The sequence below is a fragment of the Geodermatophilus sabuli genome, assembly GCF_010686765.1.
In the GTDB taxonomy this organism is placed as follows: domain Bacteria; phylum Actinomycetota; class Actinomycetes; order Mycobacteriales; family Geodermatophilaceae; genus Geodermatophilus; species Geodermatophilus sabuli_A.
In genome coordinates, this window is sequence record NZ_JAAGWF010000017.1 from 160,658 (window position 1) to 186,898 (window position 26,241).

A 26,241-nucleotide genomic window follows, 5' to 3' on the forward strand; every position below is an offset into this window, starting at 1 on the left:
CCGCTCGCGAGCTCGCGGCGGGACCCCGCACGAGGGCCTTCAGGTGACGCGGGTGCGCTCGGTGGGGTAGCGCTCGTGGGCGCCGGTGGCCAGCACCTCGCGGAAGCGCGCCATCGCGTCCCACACGTCGACGAAGCGGGTGTAGATCGGGGCCAGGCCCAGCCGCACGCGGTCCGGCGTCCGGAAGTCCGGCACCACGCCGCGGTCGACGAGCGCCTGGGTGAGCTGCCAGGCCTGCGGATGGGCCAGGGTGACGTGCGAGCCGCGGCGGGCCGGGTCGCGCGGCGAGGCGAGGGCGACCCCGTGCGGGACCAGCCACGCGTCGGCCAGGGCGACGGTCAGCTCGCCGAGCGCGCGGCCCTTGGCGGCCAGCCGCTGGACCCCCGCCTCCGCGACCAGCGCGGCGCCCACCTCGACCGCCGTCATGGCCAGCACCGGCGGCGTCCCGACACCGAACCGCTCGATGCCGGGCGCCGGGTCGTAGACCGGACCCATCGCGAACTGGTCGCGCTGCCCGAACCACCCCCAGATCGGCTGGCGCAGCTGCTGCTGCAGCTCGCGGCGCACGTAGAGGAAGGCCGGGGCGCCCGGCCCGCCGTTGAGGTACTTGTACGTGCAGCCGACGGCGAGGTCGGCGCCGGCCGCGGCGAGGTCGAGCGGGACGGCGCCGGCCGCGTGCGAGAGGTCCCACAGCACCAGCGCACCCGCGTCCCGGGCGGTCCGCGTGACCGCCGCCAGGTCGGCCAGAGCGCCGGAGCGGTAGGCGACGGCGGAGAGGACGACGACGGCGACCCGCTCGTCCAGCGCGGCGGACAGCACCGCCGGGTCCAGCCCCTCGTCGACGTCGGCGGGGACCTCCCGCACCGTCATCCCGCGGGCGGCGGCCACCCCGGCGACGATGTAGCGGTCGGTGGGGAAGTCGTCGGCGCAGCAGACCACCACGTCGCGGCCGGGTCGGGCGTCGGCGGCGGCGACCAGGAGCTTGTAGAGGTCGACCGAGGTCGAGTCGCCGACCAGGACCTCGCCGGGACGCGCACCCAGGACCCCCTCGGCCAGCAGGTCACCGACGCGGGTGGCGGCGCCGATCCACGACGCCCACGAGCCGACCAGCCCGCGCGCCCACTCCTCCTCGACCGTGCGGGCGATCGCGGCCGGCGTCTCCCGGGGCATCCGCCCGAGGGAGTTGCCGTCGAGGTAGAGCAGCCCGTCCTCACCGGCGCCGGCGAACCGGCCGCGGAACGCGGCGAGCGGATCGGCGGCGTCCAGCGACTGGGCGTGCGTGCGGTCGAGGTCCACGGCGACGTGTCTACCGTCCCGCCGCGGTCTAGCGTCCGGTGCCGTGACCCCGGGGACCCGCCTGCACGACCTGACCGCACTCGAGCAGGCGGCAGCCGTCCGCGCGGGAGAGGTCAGCCCCACCCAACTGGTCGAGCACGCGCTGCGGCGGATCGAGGCCCTCGACGCCGGCCTCGGGGCGTTCCTCACCGTGACCCCCGACCGCGCGCTGGCGGCCGCGCGGCGCGCCGAGCAACGGCTGCGCCGCGGCGGCGAGCTGCCGCCGCTGCTCGGCGTCCCGACCGCCATCAAGGACCTCAACAACACCGCCGGCGTCCGGACGACGTTCGGCTCGGCCGTCTTCGCCGACAACGTGCCCACGGTCGACGACGCCGTGGTGACCAAGCTGGCCGCCGCCGGGACGATCTCGGTCGGCAAGAGCAGCACTCCTGAGTTCGGATACCCGTGCTACACCGACAACGCCTTCGTCGGCCCGGCCCGCTGCCCGTGGGACCGGACCCGGCTGGCCGGCGGCTCCAGCGGGGGAGCCGCGGTGGCGGTGGCCGCCGGGATGCTGCCGTTCGCCCAGGGCAGCGACGGCGGGGGATCGATCCGGATCCCGGCGAGCATCAACGGGCTGTACGGGATCAAGCCCAGCCGCGGACGCGTCAGCAACGCCCCGTTCGGCGGCGACGTGACGGGCCTGGGCACCAACGGGCCCCTCGCCCGCACGGTCCGCGACGCCGCGGCGATGCTCGACGCCATGGCGGGACCGGTGCCCGGGGACCCGACGTGGGCCCCTCCGCCGCCGCCCGGCGAGACCTTCCTCGGCTACGCAGACCGGCCGGTCGGCCGGCTGCGGATCGGCCGCCACCTCGAGTCGCCGATCCCGGACGTGTCCCTCGAGCCGGAGGTGCGGGCGGCGTTCGAGGACGCCTCCGCGTTGCTGGAGAGCCTCGGGCACGAGGTGGAGGACGTGCCGCCGGGGCTGCTCGGCCCCGACGTCCTCACCGCCTTCGAACAGGCCTGGACGCTGTCGGGCACGCTGCTGCCCGTGCCGCCGGACCAGGTGGCGCGGTTGCGGCCGCTCACCCGGGAGCTGCGCGGGCGGGGCTTGGCACTGTCGGCCCAGGCCGCGATGCAGGCGCTCACCGCCCTGCGGCTGTTCGCCCGCCGGTTCCTCACCGCCACCCACTCCTACGACGTCCTGCTCGCCCCGGTCACCACGATGACGCCGCGGCCACTGGGCTGGTTCGACGCCGACGGGGACGGCGCCGCGGACTTCGAGCGGCAGGAGCGCTACGCCGCGTTCACCGCGGTCTTCAACGTGACCGGGCAGCCCGCGGTCAGCGTGCCGCTGTCCTGGACGGCGGACGGGTTGCCGGTCGGCACCATGCTGGTCGGCCGCCCCGCCGACGAGGCGACCCTCATCGCGCTGTCGGCGCAGCTGGAGGAGGCCCGGCCCTGGGCGCACCGCCACCCCGCCGGGTGGGACTGACCAGGAACCGGGGGACCGGTGCCGGTAGGTTGTCGGCCGTGACCGTCGTCGAGACCCTGCTCGTCTACGTGGGCATCCCGCTGGCCATCGTCCTCGTCATGGCGCTGCTCACGATGCGCCCCGGCAAGGGGCAGAAGAAGCTGCGGTACAAGCCCGGCCAGTCCTGGGACCACGAGCCGGTCTGGTACGAGCCGCACCCCGGTGGCGCCGGTGCGCACGGCGGCGGCCACGGGGGCGGCCACGGCGCGCACGCCCTGACCGCCGGGGCGCCGGCCTCCGCCCGTCCCTACGGCGGCGCCCGCGGGACGTGGTGACGACATGACCCCCGACATCCGCACCCACAGCACTCCCGGAGGCCGGAGATGACCCGCGCGCTGGAAGCCACGTCGCACGACACGGCGACGTCGGCCGGCACGATGCCGACGCGGACCGACGAGGCCCAGGCCCCGGACACGATCTTCAGCTACCAGGAGCTGCTGCGTCTCGACGATGCGCTGACGCTCTCCTCCCGGGAGACCGGCCTGCGCTTCACCCTCTACCTCGGGGACCTCGGCACCCGGACCCGCGTGCGCGCCGAGGAGCTGTTCGAGCAGTCGGGGGGCCACCTCCCCGAGTCGGTGCTGCTGGCCATCTCCCCCGGGCAGCGGGTCATCGAGGTCGTCGTCGGCGCCGCGGCGTCGCGCCGGCTGCCCGACCGCGCCTGCGCCCTCGCCGTCCTGTCGATGACGAACGCCTTCGCCTCCGGCGACCTGGTCGGCGGGATCGTCAACGGCCTGCGCCAGCTCTCCGACCAGGCCGGCCACCCGAGGAGCCTGCGCCCCACCCATTGAGGCGCCCGCTGCCCCCGCCGCGCACCTGCGCGCGGCGGGGGCAGCGGCGTCCTCCCTACTCGGTCTCTGCGGCGTCCCGCTCCCGGGCGCGCAGCGACCGCGCGATCCCGTCGCGGCCCTCGGAGACCAGCCGCCGGAGCGAGGCCGGGTGGTCGTCGTCGGCCAGCCAGGAGTCCGCCGCCTGCACGGTGCGCAGCTCCACCACCGGCGGGAAGAGGTACTGCACCGCGTTCTTCGCGATCTCCCCGGGACGGCGGTCCCAGAGCGGGCGGATGTCGGCGAAGTACCGCTCCACGTAACCGGCGGTGAGCTCCCGCTGGGCGGGGTGCCAGAAGCCCTGCAGCATCGCCTCGTGCACGGCGTTGGGCAGCGTGGCGTCGGTGAACGCCCGCTGCCACGTCTCCTCCTTGGACTCCGCCGTGGGCCGCAGCGCCCGCGCCGTGGCCGCCCTCCGCTGACCGGTGGCCGTGGCGTCGCGGGCCTCCTCCGCGTCGATGTCGGCGTCCCCGGCGGCTCCGATGGCGACCAGCCCGTGCAGGAACGCCCACCGGGCGTCGGTGTCGACCGGCAGGCCCTCGACCGTGCGCGACCCGTCGAGCAGACCGCGCAGGACGGCGGCGTGCGCCTCGGTCCGGGCGGCGCCGGCGAAGGTGCGCGACCACTGCAGCTGGCTGTCGCTGCCCGGCGCCGACGCCTCGAGCGCGGCCAGGGCCTTGTCGGCCAGGGCCCGCCAGCCGGTCTCGGCCCACCGCGGATCGGCGTAGTTGGCCAGCGCCGCCTGCACCCGGGCCAGCAGCGACTGGACGACGCTGATCTCGCTCTCGGCATCCACCCCGGCCAGCACCAGGGCGACCCAGTCGCGGGCGGCGAGCTCGGCGTCCCGGGTCATGTCCCAGGCGGCCGACCAGCACAGCGCCCGCGCCAGCGGGTCGGGGAGCGTGCCGATCGACGCGGTCAGCGTGGTCAGCGACCGAGCGTCGAGCCGCAGCTTGGCGTAGGTGAGGTCGTCGTCGTTGACCAGCACCAGGTCGGCCGCGGGGTGGCCGACCAGCTCGGGCACCGCGGTCCGCTCGCCGTCCACGTCGAGCTCCACGCGGTGCGTGCGGGTCAGCCCGTCCGGGCCGGTGCTGTACAGGCCCACGGCGAGGCGGTGCCGGCGGAGGAACGGGTGCTCGGGCACCGCCGTCTGCTCGATGGCGAAGGCCGCGTACCGGCCGTCGTCGGTGAGCTCGTACGCCGGCCGCAGGGTGTTGACCTGGCTGGTCTGCAGCCACTGCTCCGCCCACGCCGAGAGGTCCCGGCCCGAGCTCTCCGAGAGCGGCCCCAGCAGGTCGGCCAGGGTGGTGTTGCCGTACTCGTGCGTGCGGAAGTAGCGCTGGACGCCGCGCAGGAACTCCTCGCGGCCGACGTAGGCGACCAGCTGCTTGAGCACCGAGGCGCCCTTGGCGTAGGTGATCCCGTCGAAGTTCACCTCGACCGCGGCGACGTCGACCATGTCTGCGGCGATCGGGTGCGTCGAGGGCAGCTGGTCCTGGGCGTAGGCCCAGCTCTTCTCGGTGTTGGCGAACGTCGTCCAGGCGGTCGTGTACTCGGTCGCCTCGGCCTGGCAGAGGGTGGAGATGTAGGTGGCGAAGGACTCGTTGAGCCACAGGTCGTCCCACCAGCGCATGGTGACCAGGTCGCCGAACCACATGTGCGCCAGCTCGTGCAGGATCGTCTCGGCGCGCCGCTCGTACTTGGCCCGGGTGGCCTTCGACCGGAAGACGTAGTCCTCCAGGATGGTGACCGCGCCGGCGTTCTCCATCGCGCCGGCGTTGAACTCGGGGACGAAGAGCTGGTCGTACTTGTCGAACGGGTACGGGTAGTCGAACACCCGGTGGTAGAAGTCGAAGCCCTGCTTGGTCACCCGGAACAGCTCCTCGGGATCGAGGTGCTGGACCAGCGAGGCGCGGCAGTAGAGGCCCAGCGGGATGCCCTCGTGCGAGTCGGTCACCCGGGCGTAGGGGCCGGCGATCAGCGCCAGCAGGTAGGTGGACAGCCGCTTGGTGGGCTCGAAGTGGACCAGCTGGGAGCCGGCGGGACCGGCCTCGATGCGGCGGCCACCGGTGTTGGAGACCACCTCCCAGTCGAACGGCGCGGTGACGTGCACCGTGTACGGCGCCTTGAGGTCGGGCTGGTCGAAGCAGGCGAACACGCGCTTGGCCTCGGCGGGCTCGAAGTGCGTGTAGAGGTAGACCTGCCCGTCCTCCGGGTCGACGAAGCGGTGCAGCCCCTCGCCGGAGTTGGAGTACCGGCAGTCGGCGACGACGACGAGCTCGTTGTCCGCGGCCAGCCCGCGCAGCGGGAGCCCGCCCTCCTCGGTGTAGCTGCCGACGTCGACCGCGACCCCGTTGAGCGTGGCCGAGTGCACCGTCTCGGCGACCAGGTCGATGAAGGTCCCGGCGCCGGGCTGACGGCAGCTGAACCGCACGGTGGTGGTCGACCCGAAGGTCGACTCGCCGGGTCGGCCGTCGCCGTCGGTGAGGTCGAACCGGAGGTCGTAGCTGTGCACCGCCAGCAGCTGGGCGCGGGCGGCGGCGTCATCGCGGGTCAGGTTGGGTACGGCCACGCAGGGGAGCTTCCCACGGGCCACCGACGTGCCCGTGCGCCCGCGGTGGGCGGCCGCCGTCCGGTTGAGGGAACAACCACCCCGCCGGCCGCCTTGCAGGCCGGTAGAGCGCCCGGGCGCAGCGCCGCGGGGGCACGACGCGAGGAGTGCGAACGCATGACCGAGGCAGTGCAGAGCGCCCCCGTCCGGGCGCGCGTGGACTTCTGGTTCGACCCGCTGTGCCCGTGGGCCTGGCTCACCAGCCGCTGGGTCCTGGAGGCGGCCAAGGTCCGCGACATCGACCTGCACTGGCACGTCATGTCCCTGGCCGTGCTCAACCGCGGCCGGGACCTGCCGGAGGAGTACCGGGAGATGATGCAGAAGGCGATCGGTCCCGTGCGGGTCGCGATCGCCGCCGCGCAGCAGCACGGCGACGAGGTCCTCGGTGACCTCTACACCGCCATGGGCACGCTGCGCCACCACGAGGGGATCGAGCTCGACGAGCTGATCGCCCCGGCGCTCGAGCGGGTCGGGCTCCCGGCGGAGCTGGCCGCGGCCGCCACCTCGACCGAGTACGACGAGGCGCTGGAGAAGAGCCACCACGAGGGCATGGACCCGGTCGGCGACGACGTGGGCACCCCGGTCATGCACATCGACGGGGTCGCCTTCTTCGGCCCGGTGATCAGCAAGGTGCCGACCGGTGAGGACGCCGGCAAGGCCTTCGACGGCGCCGTCCTGCTGGCCAACCTGCCCGACTTCTGGGAGCTCAAGCGGACCCGGCTCTCCGGGCCGGACATGGACTCCGTCCCGGCCGACGCACTGGAGCTCGACCGCCGCTGACAGAGGACCCCGCCGCCCCCCGCCACTCGCGAGCTCGCGGCGGGTCCTGCAGCGGGGCGGGGGTGCGGCATCCTCGACGGGTGCCGCACCCCGTCCGCCAGCGGATCCTGATCACCGGCGCGAGCTCCGGCCTCGGCGCCGGCCTGGCCCGCCGGTTCGCCGCGAGGGGCCGTGACCTCGCCCTCGCCGCCCGCCGCACCGACCGGCTCGAGATGCTCCGCGAGGAGCTGCTCACCGCGCATCCCGGCATCCGGGTGGTCACCGCGGCACTCGACGTCGACGACCCCGCCGCGGTGGACGACGTCGTGCCGCGGCTCGCCGGGCAGTTGGGCGGCCTGGACCGGTTCGTCGCCAACGCCGGCATCGGCAGGGGAGCCTCGGTCGGCACCGGCCACGGCTCCGCGAACCGGGCGACGCTGGTCACCAACGTGCTCGGCACCCACGCGCAGGCCGAGGCGGCGATGGCGCTTTTCCGGGCCCAGGGCGCCGGCCACCTCGTCGTCGTCTCCTCGGTGGCCGCCGTCCGCGGCATGCGCGGCACCCGGACGGCGTACGGGGCGAGCAAGGCCGCGCTCAACGCGCTGGCCGAGGGCATCCGGTCCGACGTCCTCGGCACCGGCATCCGCGTCACGACCGTGCTGCCGGGGTTCATCGCCACCGACCTCAACGCCGGCCGCCGCGGACCGTTCACCGTCGACCTCGACCGCGGCGTCGACGCCCTCACCGCCGCGATCGAGCGGGAGCCGGTCCGCGCCTACGTGCCCGAGTGGCCGTGGCGGCCGGTGTCGGCGCTGCTGCGGGTGCTGCCGCTGCCCGTCGTCCGCCGCTTCACCTGAGAGCGGACCCCGTCCTCCCACCACTCGCGTGCGCGGGGGCCTGGAGAGGGCCACCCCCTCACCGGGGCAGCGCCCTGGACGCGGCCGTGCGCATGGTCGCCGCGTCGTAGGGGCCGGCGTCGAGCCGGCCGGCGCGGACGGCGGCCAGCACGGCCAGCAGGTCGGCGCGCTGCGCGCCGACGAACGCCGCGTCGACCACCGCGCCGTGTCCGGGCACCACCGGCCCGCGGGCCAGCGCGTGCAGCCGGCCGAGCGTCGCCGGCCACTCGGCGAGGACGGCGTCCTCGAACGCGGGGGGCGCCCCCTCCTCGACGAGGTCGCCGGCGAACAGGACGTTCCCGTCGCCGTCGCCGTCGGTCTCGACCTCGACCACCAGGTCCGAGTCCGTGTGCCCGCGGCCGAGGAACCGGAGCACCACCTCCCGGCCGCCGACGTCCAGCACGGCCGTGTCGTCGACCAGGGCGTCGGGCGGGTCGAGGGGAGCCGCGCCCACCCGCCGGGCGGCCTCGGCGTGCCCGGCGGCGAGCAGTTCGGCCACCCGTGCGGCGCGCTGGGCCTCGCCGGTGGCCCGCAGGGCGGCGGCGCACCCGCGGGCGCCCCAGACCGTCGCCGGGCGGAAGGCCGCGGTGCCGAAGCAGTGGTCGTAGTGGGCGTGGGTGGTCACCACCGTCCACGGGTGCGGCGTCACCCGGCGGACGGCGGCGATCAGGTCGGCCGCCTCGCCGAGGTCGGACCGGGTGTCGACGACCAGGCAGGCGCCCTCGCCGACGACCAGCCCGCAGTTGAGGTCCAGCGACCGGTGCCGCCGGACGAAGACGCCGTCGGCGACCTCCCGGAAGGTCACCAGCAGATCCGCATCGGCCGGCTGCGGCGGTCGAGGCCCCCGTCGCCCACGCACTCGCCGCGCCCGCCGGCCAGCCGGCGGGCGGACCACGCCGCGGCACACGCGTCCAGCGCGTCGACCATCGGCACGCCGACCGGCGCCGTGAGCAGGGCGTGCTCCACGTCCATCACCGGGCGCAGGGCGTGCAGGCGCTGGGCGGTCCCCCGCGCCGTGCCCTTGCGGTCACGGACCACCTCCGACATCGCCCGGAACGCCAGCTCCGGGTGCACCTCGACCACGCGGTCGGTCGGCGGGTCGCCCAGCGCGTCGTCCAGGGCTCGGATCGACTTCACGAGCTGGAAGGCCTGGGCCGACGGCGCGCGCGGTGGATCGGTGTGCGCCCGCGAGATCGCGCGCGCCTCGGCGTAGTCGTCGGTCGTCAGCACCGCCCGCACGGGAGTGGGGAACACCGAGCTCCCGGCCGGACCGAGCAGCCGCCGCGCCAGCACGTCGCAGGCCCGGACGCCGTCCTCGGGCAGGCCGATCGGCATGTCGATGGCCACCAGCTCCACCCCCGGGACGGCGAGCACATCGGGGACGCCGGCCAGCGCCAGCAGCGTCACCCGCCGGCCGTCGAGCAGGGCGCCGACCCACGCGCCGCGCCACCCGTCGACCCCCAGGACCGCCACCGCGGCAGCCTGACAGACTCCCCGGCATGCGCGTCTTCGTCGGCACCGACCACGCTGGCCTGGAGTTCAAGGAGCACCTGAAGCAGGCGCTCGCCGACGCCGGCCACGAGCCGGTCGACTGCGGGGCCTTCGAGTACGACGCCCAGGACGACTACCCGCCGTTCTGCTTCGAGGTCGGCGAGCGCACGGTGACCGAGCCCGGCAGCCTGGGCGTGGTCATCGGCGGCTCGGGCAACGGCGAGCAGATGGCGGCGAACAAGGTGCCCGGCGTGCGCGCGGCGCTGGTGTGGAACCGGGAGACCGCGGAGCTCGCGCGCCAGCACAACGACGCCAACGTGGTCTCGATCGGCGCTCGTCAGCACAGCGTCGCCGAGGCCACCGACCTGGTGCTGCTCTTCCTCGCCACGCCGTTCAGCGACGACGAGCGGCACGTCCGCCGGATCGGCCTGATCACCGACTACGAGCGCGACCGTCACCGCCCGGCCGGCGGACTGCCCACCAGGTGACAGGCCGGGGCGGCCCCCTGCAGGGCCCCGCCGCCGGCCCCGTCCCGGGCCCCGCCCTGAGCTTGCGCAGGGTGGGCAGGACGGGGTGCTCTCAGAACTCGTCGGGGCACCACGGGGTCACCGGCCACCGGAACGCCGTCGCCGCCTGGGTCACCGCGCCGGGGCTGACCTCGGTCACCCGGCCGGCGGCCTGCAGCGTGGCCAGCGACACCCCGCCCAGATACGCCGCGGACAGCGCCTCGACGTCGACGACGAGGTCGGGGTCGGCGTCGGTCGGGGAGCAGAACGCCCCCGCCGGGTGTCCGACCAGCGACCACCGGCCGTCGTTCCAGGGGCAGAACGGGTCGCGCACCTCGAGGACGAGGTTGACCGGCGCGGGGTATCGGCGGGCGGCCAGTGCCCGGCCGACGTCCACCAGGCGCACCCACAGCGCGTCCACCGGCTGGGCGTGCAGCGCGCGCGGGTCGGCCAGCAGGTGGCGCAGCGGCTCGTCCGGTGACAGCGACGGAGCCTGCAGGTTCCGGACGAGGTCGACCGACAGCAGGAACCGCCAGAGCGCGGCGTACGCCGGGGTGCTGGTGCTCCGGATCTCCTCGACCACGACGGTCCCGTCCGGCTCGCCGGCGTCGCTCCAGGCCGACCGCACCCGGTAGGCGGCGTAGCCGGTGACGGTGCCGTCGGCCTCCGTGTGCAGCACGTACCGTCGCGCCGTCGCGCCGCGCCGCTGGTCGGGCTGGTCCCGCAGGGCGCGGTCCCACCACCGGTCGTCCCGGGCCAGGTTGCCGGGCACGGACCGCCGCACGCGGTCGTGCAGGCCGACCGCGGCGGCCCGGTAGTCGTCGGCCGCCACGAGCACGACCCGTCCGGTCCCGACGGCCACGTCCGGCCGCAGCCGGAGCCGCTCGACCCGACCGCCCAGGTTGCTCCGCCAGGTGGCCGGTGCGTAGCCGAACCGTCCGTAGATCGAGGCCTCCGACGCCCAGAGGGCGGCAACCGGCTCGCGCTGCTCCTCGTGCAGCCCGGTGAGCTGCCGCCGCATGATCGCGGTCAGCACGCCCCGCCGCCGGTGCGTGGGGGAGACCGTCACCCAGGTGATCCCGGCACAGGGGACGACGGCTCCGGGCACGGTCAGCTCGCGGCTGTAGACGCCCGCCGTGGCGGCCACGCGCCCCTCGTCCCACAGCGCGAGCGACCGGTCCAGCTCCGCCACGCCGGGCGGGCCCTCGAGGTAGTGGGCCGGGAGCTCGTCCTCCCCGAAGACGTCGAACATGGCGCGGATGAAGACCGGCCACTCCTCGGTGGTGATCGGGCGGAGGGCGTCGGCGGGATCGGTCACCGGTGCTGTCTACCGGGCAGTGCCGCGACGACGCGACCGGGTTCCGTCGGTCTCCGGTGCCAGGATCGGTGGGTGCCCGCCACGCCCGCCGACGTCCGCAGCGTCGCCCTCGCCCTGCCCGAGGCCAGCGAACGCCCGGCGTGGGACATGGCCTGCCTGCGCGTCCGGGACAAGATCTTCGCGTCGATGCCGCCGGACGAGTCGTGGGTGGCGATCCGGCTGGCCGAGGGGGAGAACACCGCGCTGGCCACGGCGCGGCCCGGCGTGTTCTCGGTGCCGCACCACTACCGCAACTCCACGATGGTCGTCGTCGCGCTGGACGCGGTGGACCGCGACGAGCTGGCCGAGCTGCTGACCGAGGCGTGGCGGCTGCGAGCCCCGGCCCGGCTGCGCGCCGCGTTCGACGGCGCCGAGGCGGAGGGGTAGGCGCTAGGTGCGCAGGTAGGCCAGCGTGGCCATGACCCGGCGGTGCTGGTCCTCGTCCTGGGCCAGCCCGAGCTTGGCGAAGATCCGCTGGGTGTGCTTCTCGACCGCGCCGGGGGTGACGACCAACAGGCGGGCGATCGCGCTGTTCGAGTGCCCCTCGGCGATCAGCCCGAGCACCTCGCGCTCCCGCGGGGTCAGCCGGCGCACCGGGTCGTCGGCCCGGCGGCGGGCGAACAGCTGGGCGACCACCTGCGGGTCGAGCACGGTGCCGCCGCCGACGACGTCGGTGAGCGCGGTGAGGAAGGAGTCGAGGTCGGTCACCCGGTCCTTGAGCAGGTAGCCGACCCCGCCGCGGCCGTCGGCGAGCAGCTCGTCGGCGTAGGCCACCTCGACGTACTGGGAGAGCACGAGCACCGCCGTCCCCGGCACCGTGGCCCGGGCCTGCACGGCGGCCCGCAGCCCCTCGTCGGTGTGCGTGGGCGGCATCCGGACGTCGACGACGGCGACGTCCGGGCGGGCCTCGGTCACCGCCCGGACGAGCGACGGCCCGTCACCGACCGCCGCCACCACCTCGGTCCCGGCCTCCTCCAGCAGGCGCACCAGCCCCTCCCGGAGGAGGACCGAGTCCTCGGCCAGCACGACCCGCATCGGCCGGTCGTCCGGGCTCAGCCGCACGGGAGCTCCGCGACGAGCCGGGTGGGGCCGCCGCGCGGGCTGTCGACGGTGAGCACCCCGTCGACGGCGAGCAGCCGGTCGGTCAGCCCGGCCAGCCCGTGCCCGGGGGCCAGCACCGCACCGCCGGCGCCGTCGTCCTCCACGACCACCCGCAGCCGGTCCCCGATGCGGGTCACCGCGACCCGGCAGGCCGTCGCGCCGCTGTGCTTGGCCACGTTGGCCAGCGCCTCGCTGACCACGAAGTACGCGGTGTTCTCCACGGCGGGGGCCAGCCGCTCCTCGTCGAGGTCGACGGCGAGCTCGACCGGCACCGGGGAGCGCGCCGCGACGGCGGCCAGCGCGGCGGCCAGGCCGCGGTCGGCCAGCACCGGCGGCGCGATGCCGCGGGAGAGGGCGCGCAGCTCCTCCAGCGCCTCACGCGCCAGCCCGGCGGCCTCGCCGAGCGTCGTCCGGGCCGCCTCCGGGTCACGGTCGAGCTGCCGCTGGGCGCGGGAGAGGTCCATGCCCAGCCGCACCAGGTGCTGCTGCGGGCCGTCGTGGATGTCCCGCTCCAGCCGGCGCAGCGCGACCGCCTCGGCGGCGACGGCGGCGTCGCGGCCCTGGGCGAGCCGGCCGAGCTCCGCCTGGGTGGCGGCGCGGGAGGTCAGCAGCGCCCGGCCCACCTGCGCCTGCAGCACCGCCGCCCCGCGGACGGCGAACGGGAGCAGCACGGCGAACACCACGCCCAGCACGGTGTACAGCAGGATCCGCCGGCCCGCGGTGCTCTCGAAGCCGAGCAGCTCGAGGAGGTCCTGGTTGTCGGGGCTCGCGGAGGCGTCGGGCAGCGACCAGTCCCACAGCGCGTAGGTCAGCCCGCCGAGCGCGCCGGCCCAGAAGGTGACCGTGACGACGAAGGACAGGATCGCGAACGGGAACCGCAGGACGGCGTGCAGCACGTCCAGCCAGCACTGCGGGTCCCGCAGCGGCGTGAGCAGCCGGCGGACCCGGCCGCCGGTGCCGGTCGTGTAGGCGGGGGCGGGCAGCGGGTGGCCGAGGACGCCGGGGAGCCAGGCGCGCTCGACGGTGGCCAGCCCGCGGGCGGCCACCAGGGTCCCCGCGAGGACGGCGACGCCGATCCAGACGACCAGCAGCCCGGTGCCGACCGCGAGCCCGGTGACGACCAGGACGAACGCCAGGATGGCGAGGGGGAAGGAGACGAGCGAGTAGCTGGTGTCCACGCCCAGCTGCGGCAGCACCCCGCGCCGGCGGACGGCGGGGGGTGGCAGGGGAGAGGACACGGTCGGCAGGACGGCGGTGTCGGTGGTCATGCCGTCGAGCCTGGTCGGCGGAGAGGGGGGGACCCATCCCGCCAGCCGGTCGATCGGGTGTCGGGCTGTCCCGACAGACGCGTGGTGGTCATCTCGGATGGGGATGCTGGCGGCGCGGCGGCCCCGGTGTCCAGCGGGCACGCCCCGTTAGGGTCGCGGACAGCCGAGCGTGCCGACGTCGTCGCGTGACCGCGTGACCGCGCGCGCCCGGCGGGGGAGGGGCCGTGCGCTCCACGTCGATGCCGATCGCCCTGGCGGCGGTCCTGCTCGCCAGCGGTTGCGGAGCGACCGGTGGAGGGGAGGAGGAGGAACAGCGGCGGGCCGCGGTCGCCACCTCGGTCCCCGATGCCCGGCTCACCCTGGTCGCCGACGAGGACCCCGTCGCCTCGGCCGCCTCGACCAGCCGGGCGCTGTTCGACACCGCCGACGTGGTCGTGCTGGCCCGCAGCGGCGATCCGGCCGGCTCCCTCCTGGCTGCCTCGGCCGCGGTCGGACTCGGCGTCCCCCTGCTGGTGGAGCCGGCCGACGGCGCTGCGGCCGACGCCCTGACCGCCGAGCTCGACCGGCTGGGGACCACCACGGTGCTCGCCGTCGGCGACGCCGAGGGCGGCACGTCCGACGAGGACGCCGGCGGCACGGACCGCGAGGTGGTCGCCGTGCCGGCCGCCGCGGAGTCCGTGGCGGCCGTGACCGGGCTGGACCTCGGCGAGGTGCAGGAGACCGACGACGGCCAGGCGCCGGCGGCGGTGGCGGCGCTGGATCCCGGGGACCCCGTCGCGCTGCAGCCGCCGGGGGACGCACCGGACCCGGCCGGGGACGTCGGCACCCTGCCCGCCGTCGACCGGGCGGAGCCGCTCGAGGGCACGCTGGTGATGGCGACCGGCGACGCGGGCTCGCTGGCCGGCATCGCCACCGCCCGCGCTGCGGGTGCCCGGGTGCAGCTGACCGGGGGTGTGACCGACCCCCGCGGCTCCGCCGACCTCGTCGCCCTGCTGGGGGAGGAGGAGCCGGACGCCGTGGTCGCCCTGGGCGCGGGGTTCGGCGCCGAGGAGGGCCTGGACTGGAAGCTCGAGACCGCCGCCACCGGGACGCAGCTGCCCGGCGGCGGTCAGCTGCTGTTCCCCGGGCACTTCCTCGTGGCGCTCTACGGCCACCCGGGCAGCGGTGCGCTGGGCGTGCTCGGCGAGCAGGACGTCGCGGGGGCGGTCGAACGGGCACAGGCCCACGCGGCGCCCTACGAGCCGCTGGTGACCGATGCCGCCGTCGTCCCTGCCTTCGAGATCATCGCCACCGTGGCCTCGGAGTTCGCGGGCCCCGACGGCAACTACTCGACCGAGGTGCCGGCCGAGGACCTGCGGCCGTGGGTGGAGGCAGCGGGGCAGGCGGGCATCTACGTCGTCCTGGACCTGCAGCCCGGCCGGACCGACTTCGTGGCCCAGGCCGAGCTGTACCGGTCCCTGCTGGAGCTGCCGCACGTGGGCCTGGCACTGGACCCGGAGTGGCGGCTGGCGCCGAACCAGGTGCACCTCACCCAGATCGGGTCGGTCGGCATCGACGAGGTCAACCGGGTGGTGACCTGGCTGGCCGACCTGACCCGCGCCGCCGCGCTGCCGCAGAAGCTGCTCGTGCTGCACCAGTTCCAGGTGCGGATGATCCCCGAGCGGGAGCGCCTGGACACCTCGCGCGAGGAGGTGGCGGTGATGGTGCACGCCGACGGCCAGGGCGGCCAGGGGGACAAGCAGGCCACCTGGTCGACGCTGCGCCAGACCGCGCCCGACGCGGTGGCGTGGGGGTGGAAGAACTTCTACGACGAGGACGCCCCGATGCTCTCGCCCGAGGAGACGATCGCCCAGGTGAGCCCCCGGCCTCAGCTGATCAGTTACCAGTAGGCCGGGACCCCTCCCGTTCCGTCGGTGGCCTGTGGTGAGCTGTCGCGGCCCACCCACCCCGAGGAGGTCCTGTGACGAGCGTGGTGAGCAGGGAGCTGGATCCGCGGCTCCTGGAGCACCGGCGGGAGCTGACCGGCTACTGCTACCGGATGCTGGGTTCGGCCTTCGACGCCGACGACGCCGTGCAGGAGACGATGGTCCGGGCCTGGCGCGGGCTGGGCGACTTCGAGGGGCGGTCGGCGCTGCGGTCCTGGCTCTACCGGATCGCCACCAACGTGTGCCTGGACCAGCTGTCGGGCCGCCAGCGCCGGGCGCTGCCGATGGACCTGTCCGGCTCGCCCTGGCAGCCGGTGGAGGCGTCGCTGGCCTCCCGGCGGCCGGGGACGGCGTGGGTGGAGCCGATCCTCGACCGGCAGGTCGTCGCCGACGACGCCGATCCGGCCGAGCAGGCGGTGCAGCGGGAGTCGATCCGGCTGGCCTTCGTCGCCGCCCTCCAGCACCTGCCGCCGCGCCAGCGCGCCGTCCTGCTGCTGCGTGAGGTGCTGCGCTGGAAGGCCGACGAGGTCGCCCAGTTGCTGGACACGACGGTCGCCTCGGTCAACAGCGCGCTGCAGCGCGCGCGGGCCACGCTGAGCGACCTCGGCGCGCGCCCCGAACCGCGACAGCTGGACGACGACGACCAGGACCTCCTCGACCGCTACGTCGACGCCTTCGAGCGCTACGACATCGACGCCTTCGTCGCGCTGCTGCACGAGGACGCGACCCAGCACATGCCGCCGTACGAGATGTGGCTGCGCGGCCCGGCCGACATCGGCACCTGGATGCTCGGCCCCGGCAGCAAGTGCCGGGGCTCGCGCGTGCTGCCCACGCGCGCCAACGGCTCACTGGCCTTCGCGCAGTACCGCGCGCGGGAGGGCGGTGGTCGCGAGCCGTGGGCTCTGCACGTGCTCGAGGTGGACGCGGGACGGATCGCGCGCATCTCGAGCTTCCTCGACCTCGACACGGGTCTGTTCGTGCGGCTGGGTCTGCCGGCGGAGCTCGACTGACCCCGGCACCGCTGCCGGGACCGAGGAGACCGCCGGTCCTGCCCGAGGACGGCGCCGACCACCGCGGCCGGACCACCGGTCGGTGAGCGGACGACGGACGACGGCAGCGGCGCGCCCCACGAGGTGACCGGCTGCGGCTGCCCCCCGCCCAGCCGTCCGTGCGCCGGGCCAGGTCGGATCCCGGCAACCAGACGGACGGACGGGACGGGCGGGAGGACCACGTCGGCCGTCGTCTCCCCACGTCGAGGTGGAACCGCCCGTCGTGCGGGAACCAGGCGTGCTCCGCCGACGACTGTGGGGGCATCGAGACGGAGCGGCGACGGGCTGGTCCGATCGGCACGAAGGAGCCCTCCTGTGACATCCCGCCTCGCCCGGGTGCTGACCGTCCTGCTGGCCGCACTCGTCGCCGTCCTCGCCGTGGGGGTGGGTACGGCGTCGGCGCACGTGCGCGTCAGCTCCGCGGACGCCGCCGCCGGCGGTTTCGGTGAACTGACGTTCCGGGTGCCCAACGAGAGCGACACCGCCTCGACGATCTCGTTGCGGGTGCAGATCCCCGCGGAGACGCCCCTGGCCTCGGTGAGCACCAAGCCGGTGCCCGGCTGGACCGCGACCACGACGACGGCCCCGATCGACCCGCCCGTCGACGTCCACGGGACGGCGGTCAGCGAGGCGGTCACCGAGATCACCTGGACCGCCGACCCGGGCGCCGGCATCGCCCCCGGCCAGTACCAGACGTTCTCGATCAGCGGCGGCCCGTTCCCCGAGGTCGACGCGATGACCTTCCCGGCCGTCCAGACCTACGACGACGGCCAGGAGTCGGCGTGGATCGAGCCCACGGTCGAGGGTGCGGCGGAGCCGGAGAGCCCGGCGCCGGTGCTGTCGCTGACCGGCACCGGGGGCACCGACGCCCACGGCGAGGAGACCGACACCCCGACGGTCGAGACGGCCAGCAGCGACACCTCGGCCTCGGCCGGCGGGTCGGGCACCTCCGGCCTGGCGGTCACCGCGCTCGTCGTCGGCATCGCCGGGCTGCTCGCCGGGCTCGCCGGCCTCGCCTTCGGGCTGTCCGCCCGGCGGCGGAACACCACCGCCTGACCGACGAGGGCTGCCCGGACGGGCAGCACGCACGACGACGGCGTCCCGGCTCCCGCCGGGGCGCCGTCTCGTGCTGTGTGGGTGCTGCCGAGGGGCGGGCCGGGGCCCGCACCGCGGCGGCAGGCTGCTCCGGCGGGACCTCCGCGCCGCGCGAGAGACGGCACGCGGCCTGACGCGGGTGGGGATCGCTGTCTCCCTCTTCAACGTATACGGCACGGGGGGACTTGCGGCAAGACCCCGGTCGGCCCGCAGACTCGCCCGGCCGAGGCCGTGACCTGCCCGAACGGGCGGCCGAGTCCAGCCGGGCCCGTGCCCGCCGGAACGCGATCCGGACGTCGTGATCCGGACGTCCTCGCCTCAGATCGGAGACGACGTGACCCCCCTGACCGCCAGCGCGTTCGACCTCCCCGACGACCTCGTCGCCAAGACCGACCCGGCGCTGATCGCCGCCGACGAGCGGCACTTCGCGGCCATCGCGGAGAGCCTGCGGCAGACCGTCGCCGACCTCTCCGGTCGCCTCGATGCGGCGCGCAGGGCTCCGGGCGGGGTCGGCCAGGAGGCCCTGGACCGGGACCTGGAGGTCCACCGGCTGACCGCTCGCCTGCGCACGCTGCGCCGCTTCGGCCTGGACCTGTGCCTGGGCCGCATCGTCGGTGCCGACGATGCCGAGCCCGTGTACGTCGGACGGCTGGGCCTCACCGACAGCGCGGGGCGCCGGCTGCTGCTCGACTGGCGATCCCCCGCGGCCGAGCCGTTCTTCGGCGCGACCCACGCCCATCCCATGGGTCTGGCCAGTCGCCGCAGGTATCGCTGGACCCGCGGCCGGATCACCGACTACTGGGACGAGGTGTTCACCGCCGACGGGTTCGAGGGTCACGCCGCACTCGACGACCAGTCGGCGTTCATCGCCAGCCTGGGCGGCAACCGGTCGGCGCGGATGCGCGACGTGCTCGGCACCATCCAGGCCGACCAGGACGCCGTCATCCGGGCGGGCTCCGCCGGGGCCCTCGTCGTCGACGGCGGCCCGGGCACGGGGAAGACCGTCGTCGCCCTGCACCGCACGGCCTATCTGCTCTACGCCGACCCACGGCTGGGTCACCAGCGGGGCGGGGTGTTGTTCGTCGGTCCGCACGAGCCGTACCTCGCCTACGTCTCCGACGTCCTCCCCAGCCTCGGCGAGGAGGGCGTCCGGACCTGCACCGTGCGGGACCTGGTGCCGCAGGGTGCGGCAGCCGGCGTCGAGGCCGATCCGGAGGTGGCCCGGCTGAAGTCGTCGATGGACGTGGGCGCGGTGATCGAGACGGCGGTCCGCTTCTACGAGGAGCCGCCGTCGAGGGGGATGACCGTCGAGACCGACTCCGCCGACATCCGGCTGGGCGTGGACGACTGGGCGGAGGCGTTCGAGGCGCCGGACCCCGGCACCCCGCACAACGAGGCGCGCGACCAGGTCTGGGAGGCGCTGCTGACGATCCTGGTCGCCGACCACGACGGCGACGAGGACGAGGCCCTGCTCCGGGGGTCGCTGCAGCGGAACCGGGACCTCCGCCGCGCGTTCGACCGGGCGTGGCCGCTGCTCGAGGCAGCGGACGTCGTCGGCGACCTGTGGTCGGTCCCGGCCTACCTGCGGAGGTGCGCTCCGGCGCTCGACCCCCAGGACGTCCGCCGGCTCCAGCGCGCGGACGCGCAGGCCTGGACGGTGTCCGACCTGCCGCTCCTGGACGCTGCCCGGCACCGGCTGGGTGATCCGGAGACGTCGCGACGCCGCCGTCGGCAGGAGGCCACGACCCGCCGCGAACGGGAGCGCATGGCCGACGTCATCGACGAGCTCATCGCGACCGACGACTCCGAGCTGCTGCTGATGACGAGCCTGCGTCACGCCGACCTGCGCGACGCCCTCGTCGACGACGACGCGCTGCCGACCGCCGACCCGGACCTGCTCGCCGGACCGTTCGCGCACGTCGTGGTGGACGAGGCGCAGGAGCTGACCGACGCGGAGTGGCAGATGCTGCTGCTCCGCTGCCCGTCCCGGAGCCTCACCGTCGTCGGGGACCGTGCCCAGGCCCGGGGAGGGTTCCCCGAGTCGTGGGAGGAACGGCTCGGGCGGATCGGGCTCGACCGGGTCACCCTGGCCTCGCTGAGCATCAACTACCGGACCCCGGAGGAGGTCATGGCCGAGGCGGAGCCGGTCATCCGGTCCGTGCTCCCCGACGCCAACGTGCCGATCTCGATCCGCAGCAGCGGCGTCCCCGTCGTCCACGGGCCGGTGTCGGAGCTGGCACCGGTCCTCGGCGCCTGGCTCGACGAGCACGCCGAGGGGGTCGCCTGCGTGATCGGCGATCCCACGTTCCGGGCGACGTCCCGCGTCCGCTCGCTGACCCCGGCGCTGGCGAAGGGACTCGAGTTCGACCTCGTCGTCCTGGTCGACCCGGAGGCGTTCGGGGAGGGCATCGAGGGAGCGGTCGACCGTTACGTCGCGATGACCCGGGCGACGCAGCGACTCGTCGTCCTCACGAGCTCCTGACGTCGGCGGGACGTACCGGCATCAGCCGCCGCGGTTGTTCCGGATGACCGTGTCCGCCGCGTTGTTGGTGATCTTCGTGGCCGTGGTCAGGCCCGTGAGGTCGTTGCCCTCGATGACCACGCCGCTGCAGGCCGCCGCCACGCGGACGGCACGGGCGGTCGTCGCCCCGGCGGCCTGCCGGAAGGTGGAGCCGGCCACGCGGGCCCCGGCCGCACCCATGAGGTCGACCCCCCAGACCCCGTTCCCGACGTCGGTGAACCGGCAGTTCTCCACCGACAGCGCCGTCACGGGCGCCGTCGGACCGGCCACGAGCAGCCGCTTGTCGCGCGTACCGGCGAACGAGCACCCCAGCATGCGCACCCGGTCGGCCTGCTCGACGACGGCGACGACGGTGGACGTGCCCGAGGGGGCCGCGAACGTGCACCCGTCGAAGGTGATCCCGCTGATGTTCGGGCCTCCGACGCGCAGCACGCTGTTGACCGGCCGGGTGATGGAGGTGCGGGTGAAGGTCACGTCGCGGATCGAGCCGCCGGACGCCGGATCGGTCTGGATCCGGATCTCCTGCGTCTCCGCGTTCGCGCTCCGGGACATGTCCACCGAGCAGTCGGTGAAGGTCAGGCGCGCGATGGTGCCCGTGCTGTGCGTGTTCTTGACGACGATGCCCCGGTTGGTGCCGGACCCGCGGCAGGTGCTGAAGGAGCAGTTCGTGACCGACGCGGTCATGCCGCCGTCCCCGCGCGTCCACTCGAGCGCGGCGATCATGAACCGGCTCACGGTGCTGACGCCCGTGCAGCCGACGAAGCTGCCCCCGGTGATGTCCATGTCGAAGAGCAGGGCATCGGGGTCGCCGATCGGCACGAACTGCAGGCAGTCGTCGCCGGACTGCACGTCGCACGAGGTGGCGCGGAAGTCCGCGCCCCCGAGCACGCGGATGCCGCCGGTCCCGGTGGTGGCCGCGCTGTTGCGGATCTTCACCCCGTCCATGCGGCCCCGGTCGCCGGCGTACATGACCGCCTGCCCACCGGCGTAGGTGTCGATGGTGAGGTTCCGCAGCTCGACGTCGTCGCCGTAGAGGGCGACGACCACGCCGGTCCGGCTGTGGTCCCTCGCCCCGATCGTCCCCGGACCGGTGATCCGGACACCGTTGGACCGCACCGCGAAGTCGGTGTTGCGGAGGAAGGCGTTGGCCAGGCCGGGGGTCGCTGCCCAGTCCTTCAGCAGCCGCGCGCCACTGGCCAGCTGCAGCTGCGCGCGGGCGGGCAGGAGCAGGCTGCGCGTACAGCGGTAGGTCCCGGCCGCCAGCACACCGACAGCCCCTTGTCGCGCCGTCGCGTCGATGAGCCGCTGGACGGCGGCGGTGTCGTCGGTGGTCCCGTTGCCCGTGGCGCCGAAGTCCCTGGCGTTGAGGACCACGGCCGCGGGCGACTCCGCGGGAGAGAGCAGTCCGATGACCGGGACGGCGGCCAGCCCGACCCCACCCGCGAGGAGGGCGCGGCGGCGGAATCGGGGGGCGGCCGCCCGACCGCCCTCGACCGGCTGATCGTCCGGGGTGGGAGCTGCGTCCGGTCGGTCGTCCACGGCAGACCTCGTTCCGAGGCGCACCGGCGTGCGCGGTTGGTGTGACCGGCCGCCCGGACGGGCGCTCGGCGGAGCAACGGCAGCCTGGGCCCGGCGGCGTCGGGATCAGGATGACGAACGGAGGGGAGCCGTGGCCAGTGCTCGGGCGACGGATCCCCCGGTGGTGCTCACGATCAGCGGCTCACGTGCCACTGTTGTTGCTCAGGGTCGTCCCGGTGGCGCGGTCGGTGATCGGCGCGGCGTTGGTGAGACCGGTGAGGTCGTTGTCCTCGATCGCGACGCCGGTGGACGTCGCCGACACCCGGACCGCGCGGGCGGTGGTGACCCCGCTGGCCGCCTGGAAGACGGTGCCGGAGATGCGGGCACCGGCGACGGACAGCAGGTCCACGGCCCAGATGTTCGCGCCGATCCCGGTGAAGCGGCTGTCCTCCACGGACAGGTCGCTCACCGGTGTGGTGGGGCCGGCCACCAGCATCCGCTTGCTGGCGCCGACCGCCGTGCCGGCACCGGCCGCCGTGCTCGCGGCGGCGGTGCCGGAGAACGAGCACGCCCGGAACCGGACGTCGGACGCGGCGTCGACGACGGCCGTGATGGGCGCGGCGCCTGACGGGGCGGCGAAGGTGCACTCGTCGAAGGTGAGTCCGGTGATGTTGGGTCCGCCCACCCGCAGGGTGCTGTTCACCGGGTTGGTGATGTTCGTCCGGGTGAACGTGACACCGCTGATGGAACCGCCCGTGGTGGCGTCGGTCTGGATGCGGATCTCCTGGGTGGAGGCGTCGGCGGCACGGGCCATGTCGACCGTGCAGTCGGTGAAGGTCAGTCTCTCGATGCTGCCGGCGCTGTGGGTGTTCTTGACCACGATGCCCCGGTTGCTGCCCGCGCCGCTGCAGTCGATGAAGGAGCAGTCCTGCACCGAGGCGCTCATGTCGGTCGTCCCCGGCTCTCCGCCGGTGAACTCGAGCGCGATGATCAGGAACCGGCTCACGGTGCTGAGCCCGGTGCAGCCGACGAAGCTGCCCCGGAGGATGCTCTGGTCGTAGAGGCTGGGCTCGGCCTCGGGGTTGCCGATCGGGGCGAACTGGAGACAGTCGTCGCCGGACTCGACGACGCAGTCGGTGCCGAGGAAGTCCTCCCCGCCGAACACCCGGATGCCGCCGGTACCCGTCTCCTCCGCGCTGTTCTTGATCGTGAGCCGGTCGATCCGGCCCCGGTTGCCGGCGTACATGACCGCCTGGCCGCCGGCGTAGGTGTCGATGGTGAAGCCCTGCAGCAGCACGTCGTCGCCGTAGAGGCCGATCACGACACCGGTCTTCTCGTGGTCCCTGGCGCCGATCGTCCCCGACCCGGTGATCCGCACGCCGTTCGAGCGCGTCGCCAGGTCGGTGTTGCGCAGGAAGGCGTCCTGCAGGCCGGTCGGGGCCACCCAGTCCTTCAGGAGCCGTGCGCCCCGGTCGAGGTGGAGTTGCGCCCCGGCCGGCACCAGCAGGCTCGCGGTGCACCGGTAGGTGCCCCGGGGGATCAGGCCCACCCGCTTGGTCCGCGCCGAGGCGTCGATCAGCCGCTGCACCGCTCGGGTGTCGTCCCTGGACCCGTCCCCCTTGGCACCGAAGTCCTTCCTGAGGTCCAGGACGTCGTCGTCGCTCCCCGCCGTGCGCAGGCCGCCGACCGGGGAAGGGCTGGCGCTGCGCCCGCCGAGCAGCGGCACGGCGGCCAGCCCGGTCGCCCCCAGGAACAGGAGGCTGCGGCGGCTCACCAGCGGGCCGGCGGGCGGTCGGGCCGAGGTGCCGGCGTCGATCGGAGCGGGGGTTCCCGGGAGGCGGGCGTCCATGGGGGATCTCTTCCGTGAGATGCGCCGGTGCGTGGGGTCGGGGGTGTCGCGGGTGTCGCGGTCAGCGGGTGGCGGACCGGACCGCGGTGAAGGCCTGCCGGTTCACCGCTGCCACCGTGCGGACGAGGATCACGACGTCCCGCCAGAGTGACCAGTGCTCGATGTAGGAGTTGTCGAAGCGGGCCCGCTCCTCGATGGAGGTGTCGCCGCGCAGGCCGTGGATCTGGGCCCAACCGGTGAGCCCGACGGTCAGGCGGTGGCGGTCGCGGTAGCCGTACACCGAGTCCGCGAACTGGGCGGCGTAGGTGCGCTCCTCCGGCCGCGGCCCCACCAGCGACATGTCGCCGCGCAGGATGTTCCACAGCTGGGGCAGCTCGTCCAGGCTCGTCCGGCGCAGGACGTTGCCGATCCGGGTCTTGCGCTGCTCGACGTCGATCTGCCGGGCGTGCATGGTGCTGCGGGTCGACCCGGTGACCGCGTTCTGCGAGGGGGCGGACGCCGGTGCGGCCGGCCGCAGCGTGCGGAACTTGAGGATGGAGATGTCCTCGCCGTCCTGTCCGGTGCGCGGCTGGCGGAACAGGATCGGCCCGGGGCTGCTGATCCGCACGGCCAGCGCGAGCAGGCCCATGAGCGGCGCGAGCAGCGTCAGGGCGGTCCCGGAGACGACGACGTCGATGAGCCGCTTGACCCGCCAGACACCCCGGCGCAGCGCGGCGCGACGGACCCGGTGCAGCGGGATGCCCCAGAGGTCCTCGACGTCGGGGCCGTGAGGGGAGAGCCCCACGTCGAAGAAGCGGGGGACGATGTAGACCTCGATGTCGCGCTGGGCGGCACTGCGCACCAGCCCGACCAGCTCGGCCTCGCGGGTCGGGCCGTAGGCGACGACGACCTTGTGGACCCCGTAGGTGTCCAGCACCAGGTCGAGGTCCTCCAGGCGGCCCAGCGGCTCGCGCTCGTCCAGCGGGGATCCCTCGCTGAGGAAGCCGACGCCGCGCAGCCCGTACTCGGGGTGCTCCTCGAGGGTGCTCAGCAGGTCCATGCCCAGCCGGCCGCCGCCCACCACCAGCGTCGCCGCGCCGACGACGGAGCGGCGGCGGGCGCTGCGGACGAGGGCGTAGGACAGGCTGCGGCCGACGACGAAGACGGGGACGGCGCACAGCGCGTGGACCGCCAGGCCCAGGTCCGCGCCGGCCGCGTACCCGAGAGGGGCGACGAGCAGCAGGCCGAGGCCGAGCCGGGGGAGGTGGCGCGGGGCCTCGTCGAGGGCCGACAGCGACATGCGGGGGCGGTGCGCGCCGGAAGCGGTCAGCACCGCGAGGGTGACGGCGACCAGCGCGGCCACGAGGACGAGGGAGCCGTCCAGCACCAGGGCGGGCAGCGCCAGCGCGGCGGCGTCGACGGTCACCAGCAGGGCCCGGATGACGCCGCGGTGCTCGCGGGGCTCGGGCTCGAGCAGGTGCGGCGCGCCCGCGACCGCACCCGGCGTGGCGGCCACCGACCCGCGCAGCGCGTGGCGTACCGCCACCGGGTCCAGGGACTCCTGGACTCGCTGCCCGCCGATGTCGATCATGGCCACCCCGTCTCTCGTGTGTAGGACGAGACTCGCTGTTGGCGGCCGGGAGCCACACTCCCGGGCAAGGGGCGCTCACCCCCCCAATCCGGGGGCGTCGCTGGTCAGGGGCGCGCGTGCGCGGCGGTAACATCCCGCCGATGACGGACGCCCCGGACTTCCTGGTCATCGGGGCTGCGCGCAGCGGCACGACCGCGCTCACCTCGTTCCTCGGCGAGCACCCCGACGTGTTCGTCTCCACCCCCAAGGAGCCGCACTTCCTGGCCTTCCCCGGGGGTGCACCGCGGTTCGCCGGGCTGGGTGACGACGACCTGATCAACCGGGGGGCGGTCCGGGACGAGCAGGCGTGGCGCGACCTGTTCCGAGGGCGCTCCGAGCGGCGCCGCGGCGAGGGGTCGGTGACCACCCTGGCGCACCCCGACGCGTCGATCCCCGCCATCGAGCGGTTGTGCGCACCGGGCTGCCGGCTGGTGGTGATGCTGCGTGACCCGGTGGACCGGGCCTTCTCCAGCTGGCTGTACCTGCGGTCGCGGGGCTACGACGCCGGGTCCTTCGAGGAGTGCCTCGCTGCCGAGGACGAGCGCACCCGGGCCGGGTGGAGCCACATGTGGCAGCTGGCCCGGCTGAGCCGGTACGCCGAGCAGCTGGTCCCCTTCGCCGCCGCGTTCGGGGACCGGCTGCTGGTCGTCGTCCAGGAGGAGTTCGCCGCGGACCCGACCGGTCAGCTGCGGCGGGTCCTGGAGTTCCTCGAGGTCGACCCGGACGTCGACATCGACCCCTCGCGCCGGGTCAATGCCGCGGGCCTCCCGCGCAGCCGGGCGATGGCCTCCGCGCTGAACACCTTCCGCCGCTCGCCGGTCCTGCGCCGGGTGGTCACCGCGGTGGTACCGCAGCGCCAGCGCGAGCGGATCCGGTCGGCGAACCTGGACAAGACGACGGTCGACCCGGCCACCCGCGCCCGGTTGGCCGCACTCCTCGCCGACGACGTCCGGGACCTGCAGGAGCTGCTCGGCCGCCCCCTCACGATGTGGCCGACGGCCGCGGTCGCGAACGGGCCGGCATGAGCGGAACGCCCCGCGGGAGCGG

Annotated in this window: 22 protein-coding genes; 12 read left to right on the forward strand and 10 right to left on the reverse strand. The window is 74.9% G+C overall.

The window, feature by feature from the left end; translation table 11 throughout:
• Positions 1 to 39: 39 nt before the first annotated feature.
• The gene (kynU, locus tag GCU56_RS15780) at positions 40 to 1,296 is read right to left on the reverse strand and encodes a kynureninase (RefSeq protein WP_163482689.1); all 1,257 of its coding nucleotides are present in this window, start codon (positions 1,294 to 1,296) and stop codon (positions 40 to 42) included.
• A gap of 43 nt (positions 1,297 to 1,339) precedes the next feature.
• Between kynU and GCU56_RS15785 the strand changes: the two genes are divergently transcribed.
• Genes GCU56_RS15785 through GCU56_RS15795 form a run of 3 tightly spaced genes read left to right on the forward strand, consistent with a single transcriptional unit; the run spans position 1,340 to position 3,603 of the window.
• Positions 1,340 to 2,773, forward strand: coding sequence for an amidase family protein (locus GCU56_RS15785; RefSeq protein WP_163482690.1), 1,434 nt, complete (start codon positions 1,340 to 1,342; stop codon positions 2,771 to 2,773).
• A gap of 38 nt (positions 2,774 to 2,811) precedes the next feature.
• Complete coding sequence (gene ctaJ / locus GCU56_RS15790; RefSeq protein ID WP_163482691.1) at positions 2,812 to 3,087, forward strand: aa3-type cytochrome oxidase subunit CtaJ; 276 nt, start codon at positions 2,812 to 2,814, stop codon at positions 3,085 to 3,087.
• A 48-nt stretch (positions 3,088 to 3,135) separates the two neighbouring features.
• A complete protein-coding gene (locus tag GCU56_RS15795; RefSeq protein ID WP_163482692.1) occupies positions 3,136 to 3,603 on the forward strand; it encodes a DUF5130 family protein in 468 nt (155 codons plus the stop codon).
• A 55-nt stretch (positions 3,604 to 3,658) separates the two neighbouring features.
• On the opposite strand, the gene pepN is transcribed toward GCU56_RS15795, so the two are convergent.
• A complete protein-coding gene (gene pepN / locus GCU56_RS15800) occupies positions 3,659 to 6,211 on the reverse strand; it encodes an aminopeptidase N (protein WP_163482693.1) in 2,553 nt (850 codons plus the stop codon).
• Between the two features lie 156 nt (positions 6,212 to 6,367).
• Here pepN and GCU56_RS15805 point away from each other — a divergent pair, with 156 nt between their 5' ends.
• Positions 6,368 to 7,030, forward strand: coding sequence for a mycothiol-dependent nitroreductase Rv2466c family protein (locus GCU56_RS15805; protein ID WP_163482694.1), 663 nt, complete (start codon positions 6,368 to 6,370; stop codon positions 7,028 to 7,030).
• Between the two features lie 80 nt (positions 7,031 to 7,110).
• Positions 7,111 to 7,866 (forward strand): SDR family oxidoreductase, encoded by a 756-nt coding sequence (locus GCU56_RS15810; RefSeq protein ID WP_163482695.1) that lies wholly within the window; start codon positions 7,111 to 7,113, stop codon positions 7,864 to 7,866.
• A gap of 58 nt (positions 7,867 to 7,924) precedes the next feature.
• Here the strand turns inward: GCU56_RS15810 and GCU56_RS15815 are convergent, their stop codons facing one another.
• Positions 7,925 to 8,710 carry an MBL fold metallo-hydrolase gene (locus tag GCU56_RS15815; RefSeq protein WP_345771877.1) on the reverse strand — a complete coding sequence of 262 codons (786 nt, stop codon included), beginning with the start codon at positions 8,708 to 8,710 and terminating at the stop codon, positions 7,925 to 7,927.
• Positions 8,707 to 9,378 (reverse strand): DUF429 domain-containing protein, encoded by a 672-nt coding sequence (locus GCU56_RS15820; protein ID WP_163482696.1) that lies wholly within the window; start codon positions 9,376 to 9,378, stop codon positions 8,707 to 8,709. The genes GCU56_RS15815 and GCU56_RS15820 overlap by 4 nt, the downstream gene beginning before the upstream one ends.
• Before the next feature lie 26 nt (positions 9,379 to 9,404).
• Here GCU56_RS15820 and GCU56_RS15825 point away from each other — a divergent pair, with 26 nt between their 5' ends.
• Positions 9,405 to 9,884, forward strand: a complete 480-nt coding sequence (locus GCU56_RS15825; protein ID WP_163482697.1) for a ribose-5-phosphate isomerase — start codon at positions 9,405 to 9,407, stop codon at positions 9,882 to 9,884.
• Between the two features lie 91 nt (positions 9,885 to 9,975).
• On the opposite strand, the gene GCU56_RS15830 is transcribed toward GCU56_RS15825, so the two are convergent.
• A complete protein-coding gene (locus GCU56_RS15830) occupies positions 9,976 to 11,220 on the reverse strand; it encodes a GNAT family N-acetyltransferase (RefSeq protein ID WP_163482698.1) in 1,245 nt (414 codons plus the stop codon).
• Between the two features lie 72 nt (positions 11,221 to 11,292).
• Here GCU56_RS15830 and GCU56_RS15835 point away from each other — a divergent pair, with 72 nt between their 5' ends.
• Positions 11,293 to 11,646, forward strand: a complete 354-nt coding sequence (locus GCU56_RS15835; protein WP_163482699.1) for an MmcQ/YjbR family DNA-binding protein — start codon at positions 11,293 to 11,295, stop codon at positions 11,644 to 11,646.
• A gap of 3 nt (positions 11,647 to 11,649) precedes the next feature.
• Here GCU56_RS15835 and GCU56_RS15840 read toward each other — a convergent pair whose 3' ends face one another.
• The gene (locus tag GCU56_RS15840; RefSeq protein WP_440588748.1) at positions 11,650 to 12,321 is read right to left on the reverse strand and encodes a response regulator; all 672 of its coding nucleotides are present in this window, start codon (positions 12,319 to 12,321) and stop codon (positions 11,650 to 11,652) included.
• Positions 12,312 to 13,628: a sensor histidine kinase gene (locus GCU56_RS15845; protein WP_163482700.1), complete on the reverse strand. Its 1,317-nt coding sequence runs from the start codon at positions 13,626 to 13,628 to the stop codon at positions 12,312 to 12,314. Before GCU56_RS15845 ends, GCU56_RS15840 begins: the two co-directional genes overlap by 10 nt.
• 224 nt (positions 13,629 to 13,852) lie before the next feature.
• Between GCU56_RS15845 and GCU56_RS15850 the strand changes: the two genes are divergently transcribed.
• The 4 genes from GCU56_RS15850 to helR all read left to right on the forward strand — a co-directional run bounded on the left by GCU56_RS15850 (position 13,853) and on the right by helR (position 20,179).
• On the forward strand, positions 13,853 to 15,517 hold the full coding sequence (locus GCU56_RS15850) for a hypothetical protein (RefSeq protein ID WP_163482701.1): 1,665 nt from the start codon (positions 13,853 to 13,855) through the stop codon (positions 15,515 to 15,517).
• A gap of 71 nt (positions 15,518 to 15,588) precedes the next feature.
• The gene (locus tag GCU56_RS15855) at positions 15,589 to 16,563 is read left to right on the forward strand and encodes an RNA polymerase subunit sigma-70 (protein ID WP_163482702.1); all 975 of its coding nucleotides are present in this window, start codon (positions 15,589 to 15,591) and stop codon (positions 16,561 to 16,563) included.
• A gap of 354 nt (positions 16,564 to 16,917) precedes the next feature.
• Entirely contained in the window at positions 16,918 to 17,658 is a 741-nt protein-coding gene (locus GCU56_RS15860; RefSeq protein WP_163482703.1) for a DUF1775 domain-containing protein, read from the forward strand.
• Positions 17,659 to 18,031: 373 nt separating this feature from the next.
• A complete protein-coding gene (gene helR / locus GCU56_RS15865; protein WP_163482704.1) occupies positions 18,032 to 20,179 on the forward strand; it encodes an RNA polymerase recycling motor ATPase HelR in 2,148 nt (715 codons plus the stop codon).
• 21 nt (positions 20,180 to 20,200) lie between these two features.
• Here the strand turns inward: helR and GCU56_RS15870 are convergent, their stop codons facing one another.
• The 3 genes from GCU56_RS15870 to GCU56_RS15880 form a co-directional block, all read right to left on the reverse strand.
• Entirely contained in the window at positions 20,201 to 21,757 is a 1,557-nt protein-coding gene (locus GCU56_RS15870) for a glycosyl hydrolase family 28-related protein (RefSeq protein WP_163482705.1), read from the reverse strand.
• 181 nt (positions 21,758 to 21,938) lie between these two features.
• On the reverse strand, positions 21,939 to 23,585 hold the full coding sequence (locus GCU56_RS15875) for a glycosyl hydrolase family 28-related protein (RefSeq protein WP_163482706.1): 1,647 nt from the start codon (positions 23,583 to 23,585) through the stop codon (positions 21,939 to 21,941).
• Positions 23,586 to 23,646: 61 nt separating this feature from the next.
• Positions 23,647 to 25,155 carry an exopolysaccharide biosynthesis polyprenyl glycosylphosphotransferase gene (locus GCU56_RS15880; RefSeq protein ID WP_239522393.1) on the reverse strand — a complete coding sequence of 503 codons (1,509 nt, stop codon included), beginning with the start codon at positions 25,153 to 25,155 and terminating at the stop codon, positions 23,647 to 23,649.
• A gap of 140 nt (positions 25,156 to 25,295) precedes the next feature.
• On the opposite strand from GCU56_RS15880, the gene GCU56_RS15885 reads away from it, so the two are divergent.
• Positions 25,296 to 26,219: a sulfotransferase family protein gene (locus GCU56_RS15885; protein ID WP_163482708.1), complete on the forward strand. Its 924-nt coding sequence runs from the start codon at positions 25,296 to 25,298 to the stop codon at positions 26,217 to 26,219.
• Positions 26,220 to 26,241: the final 22 nt, after the last annotated feature.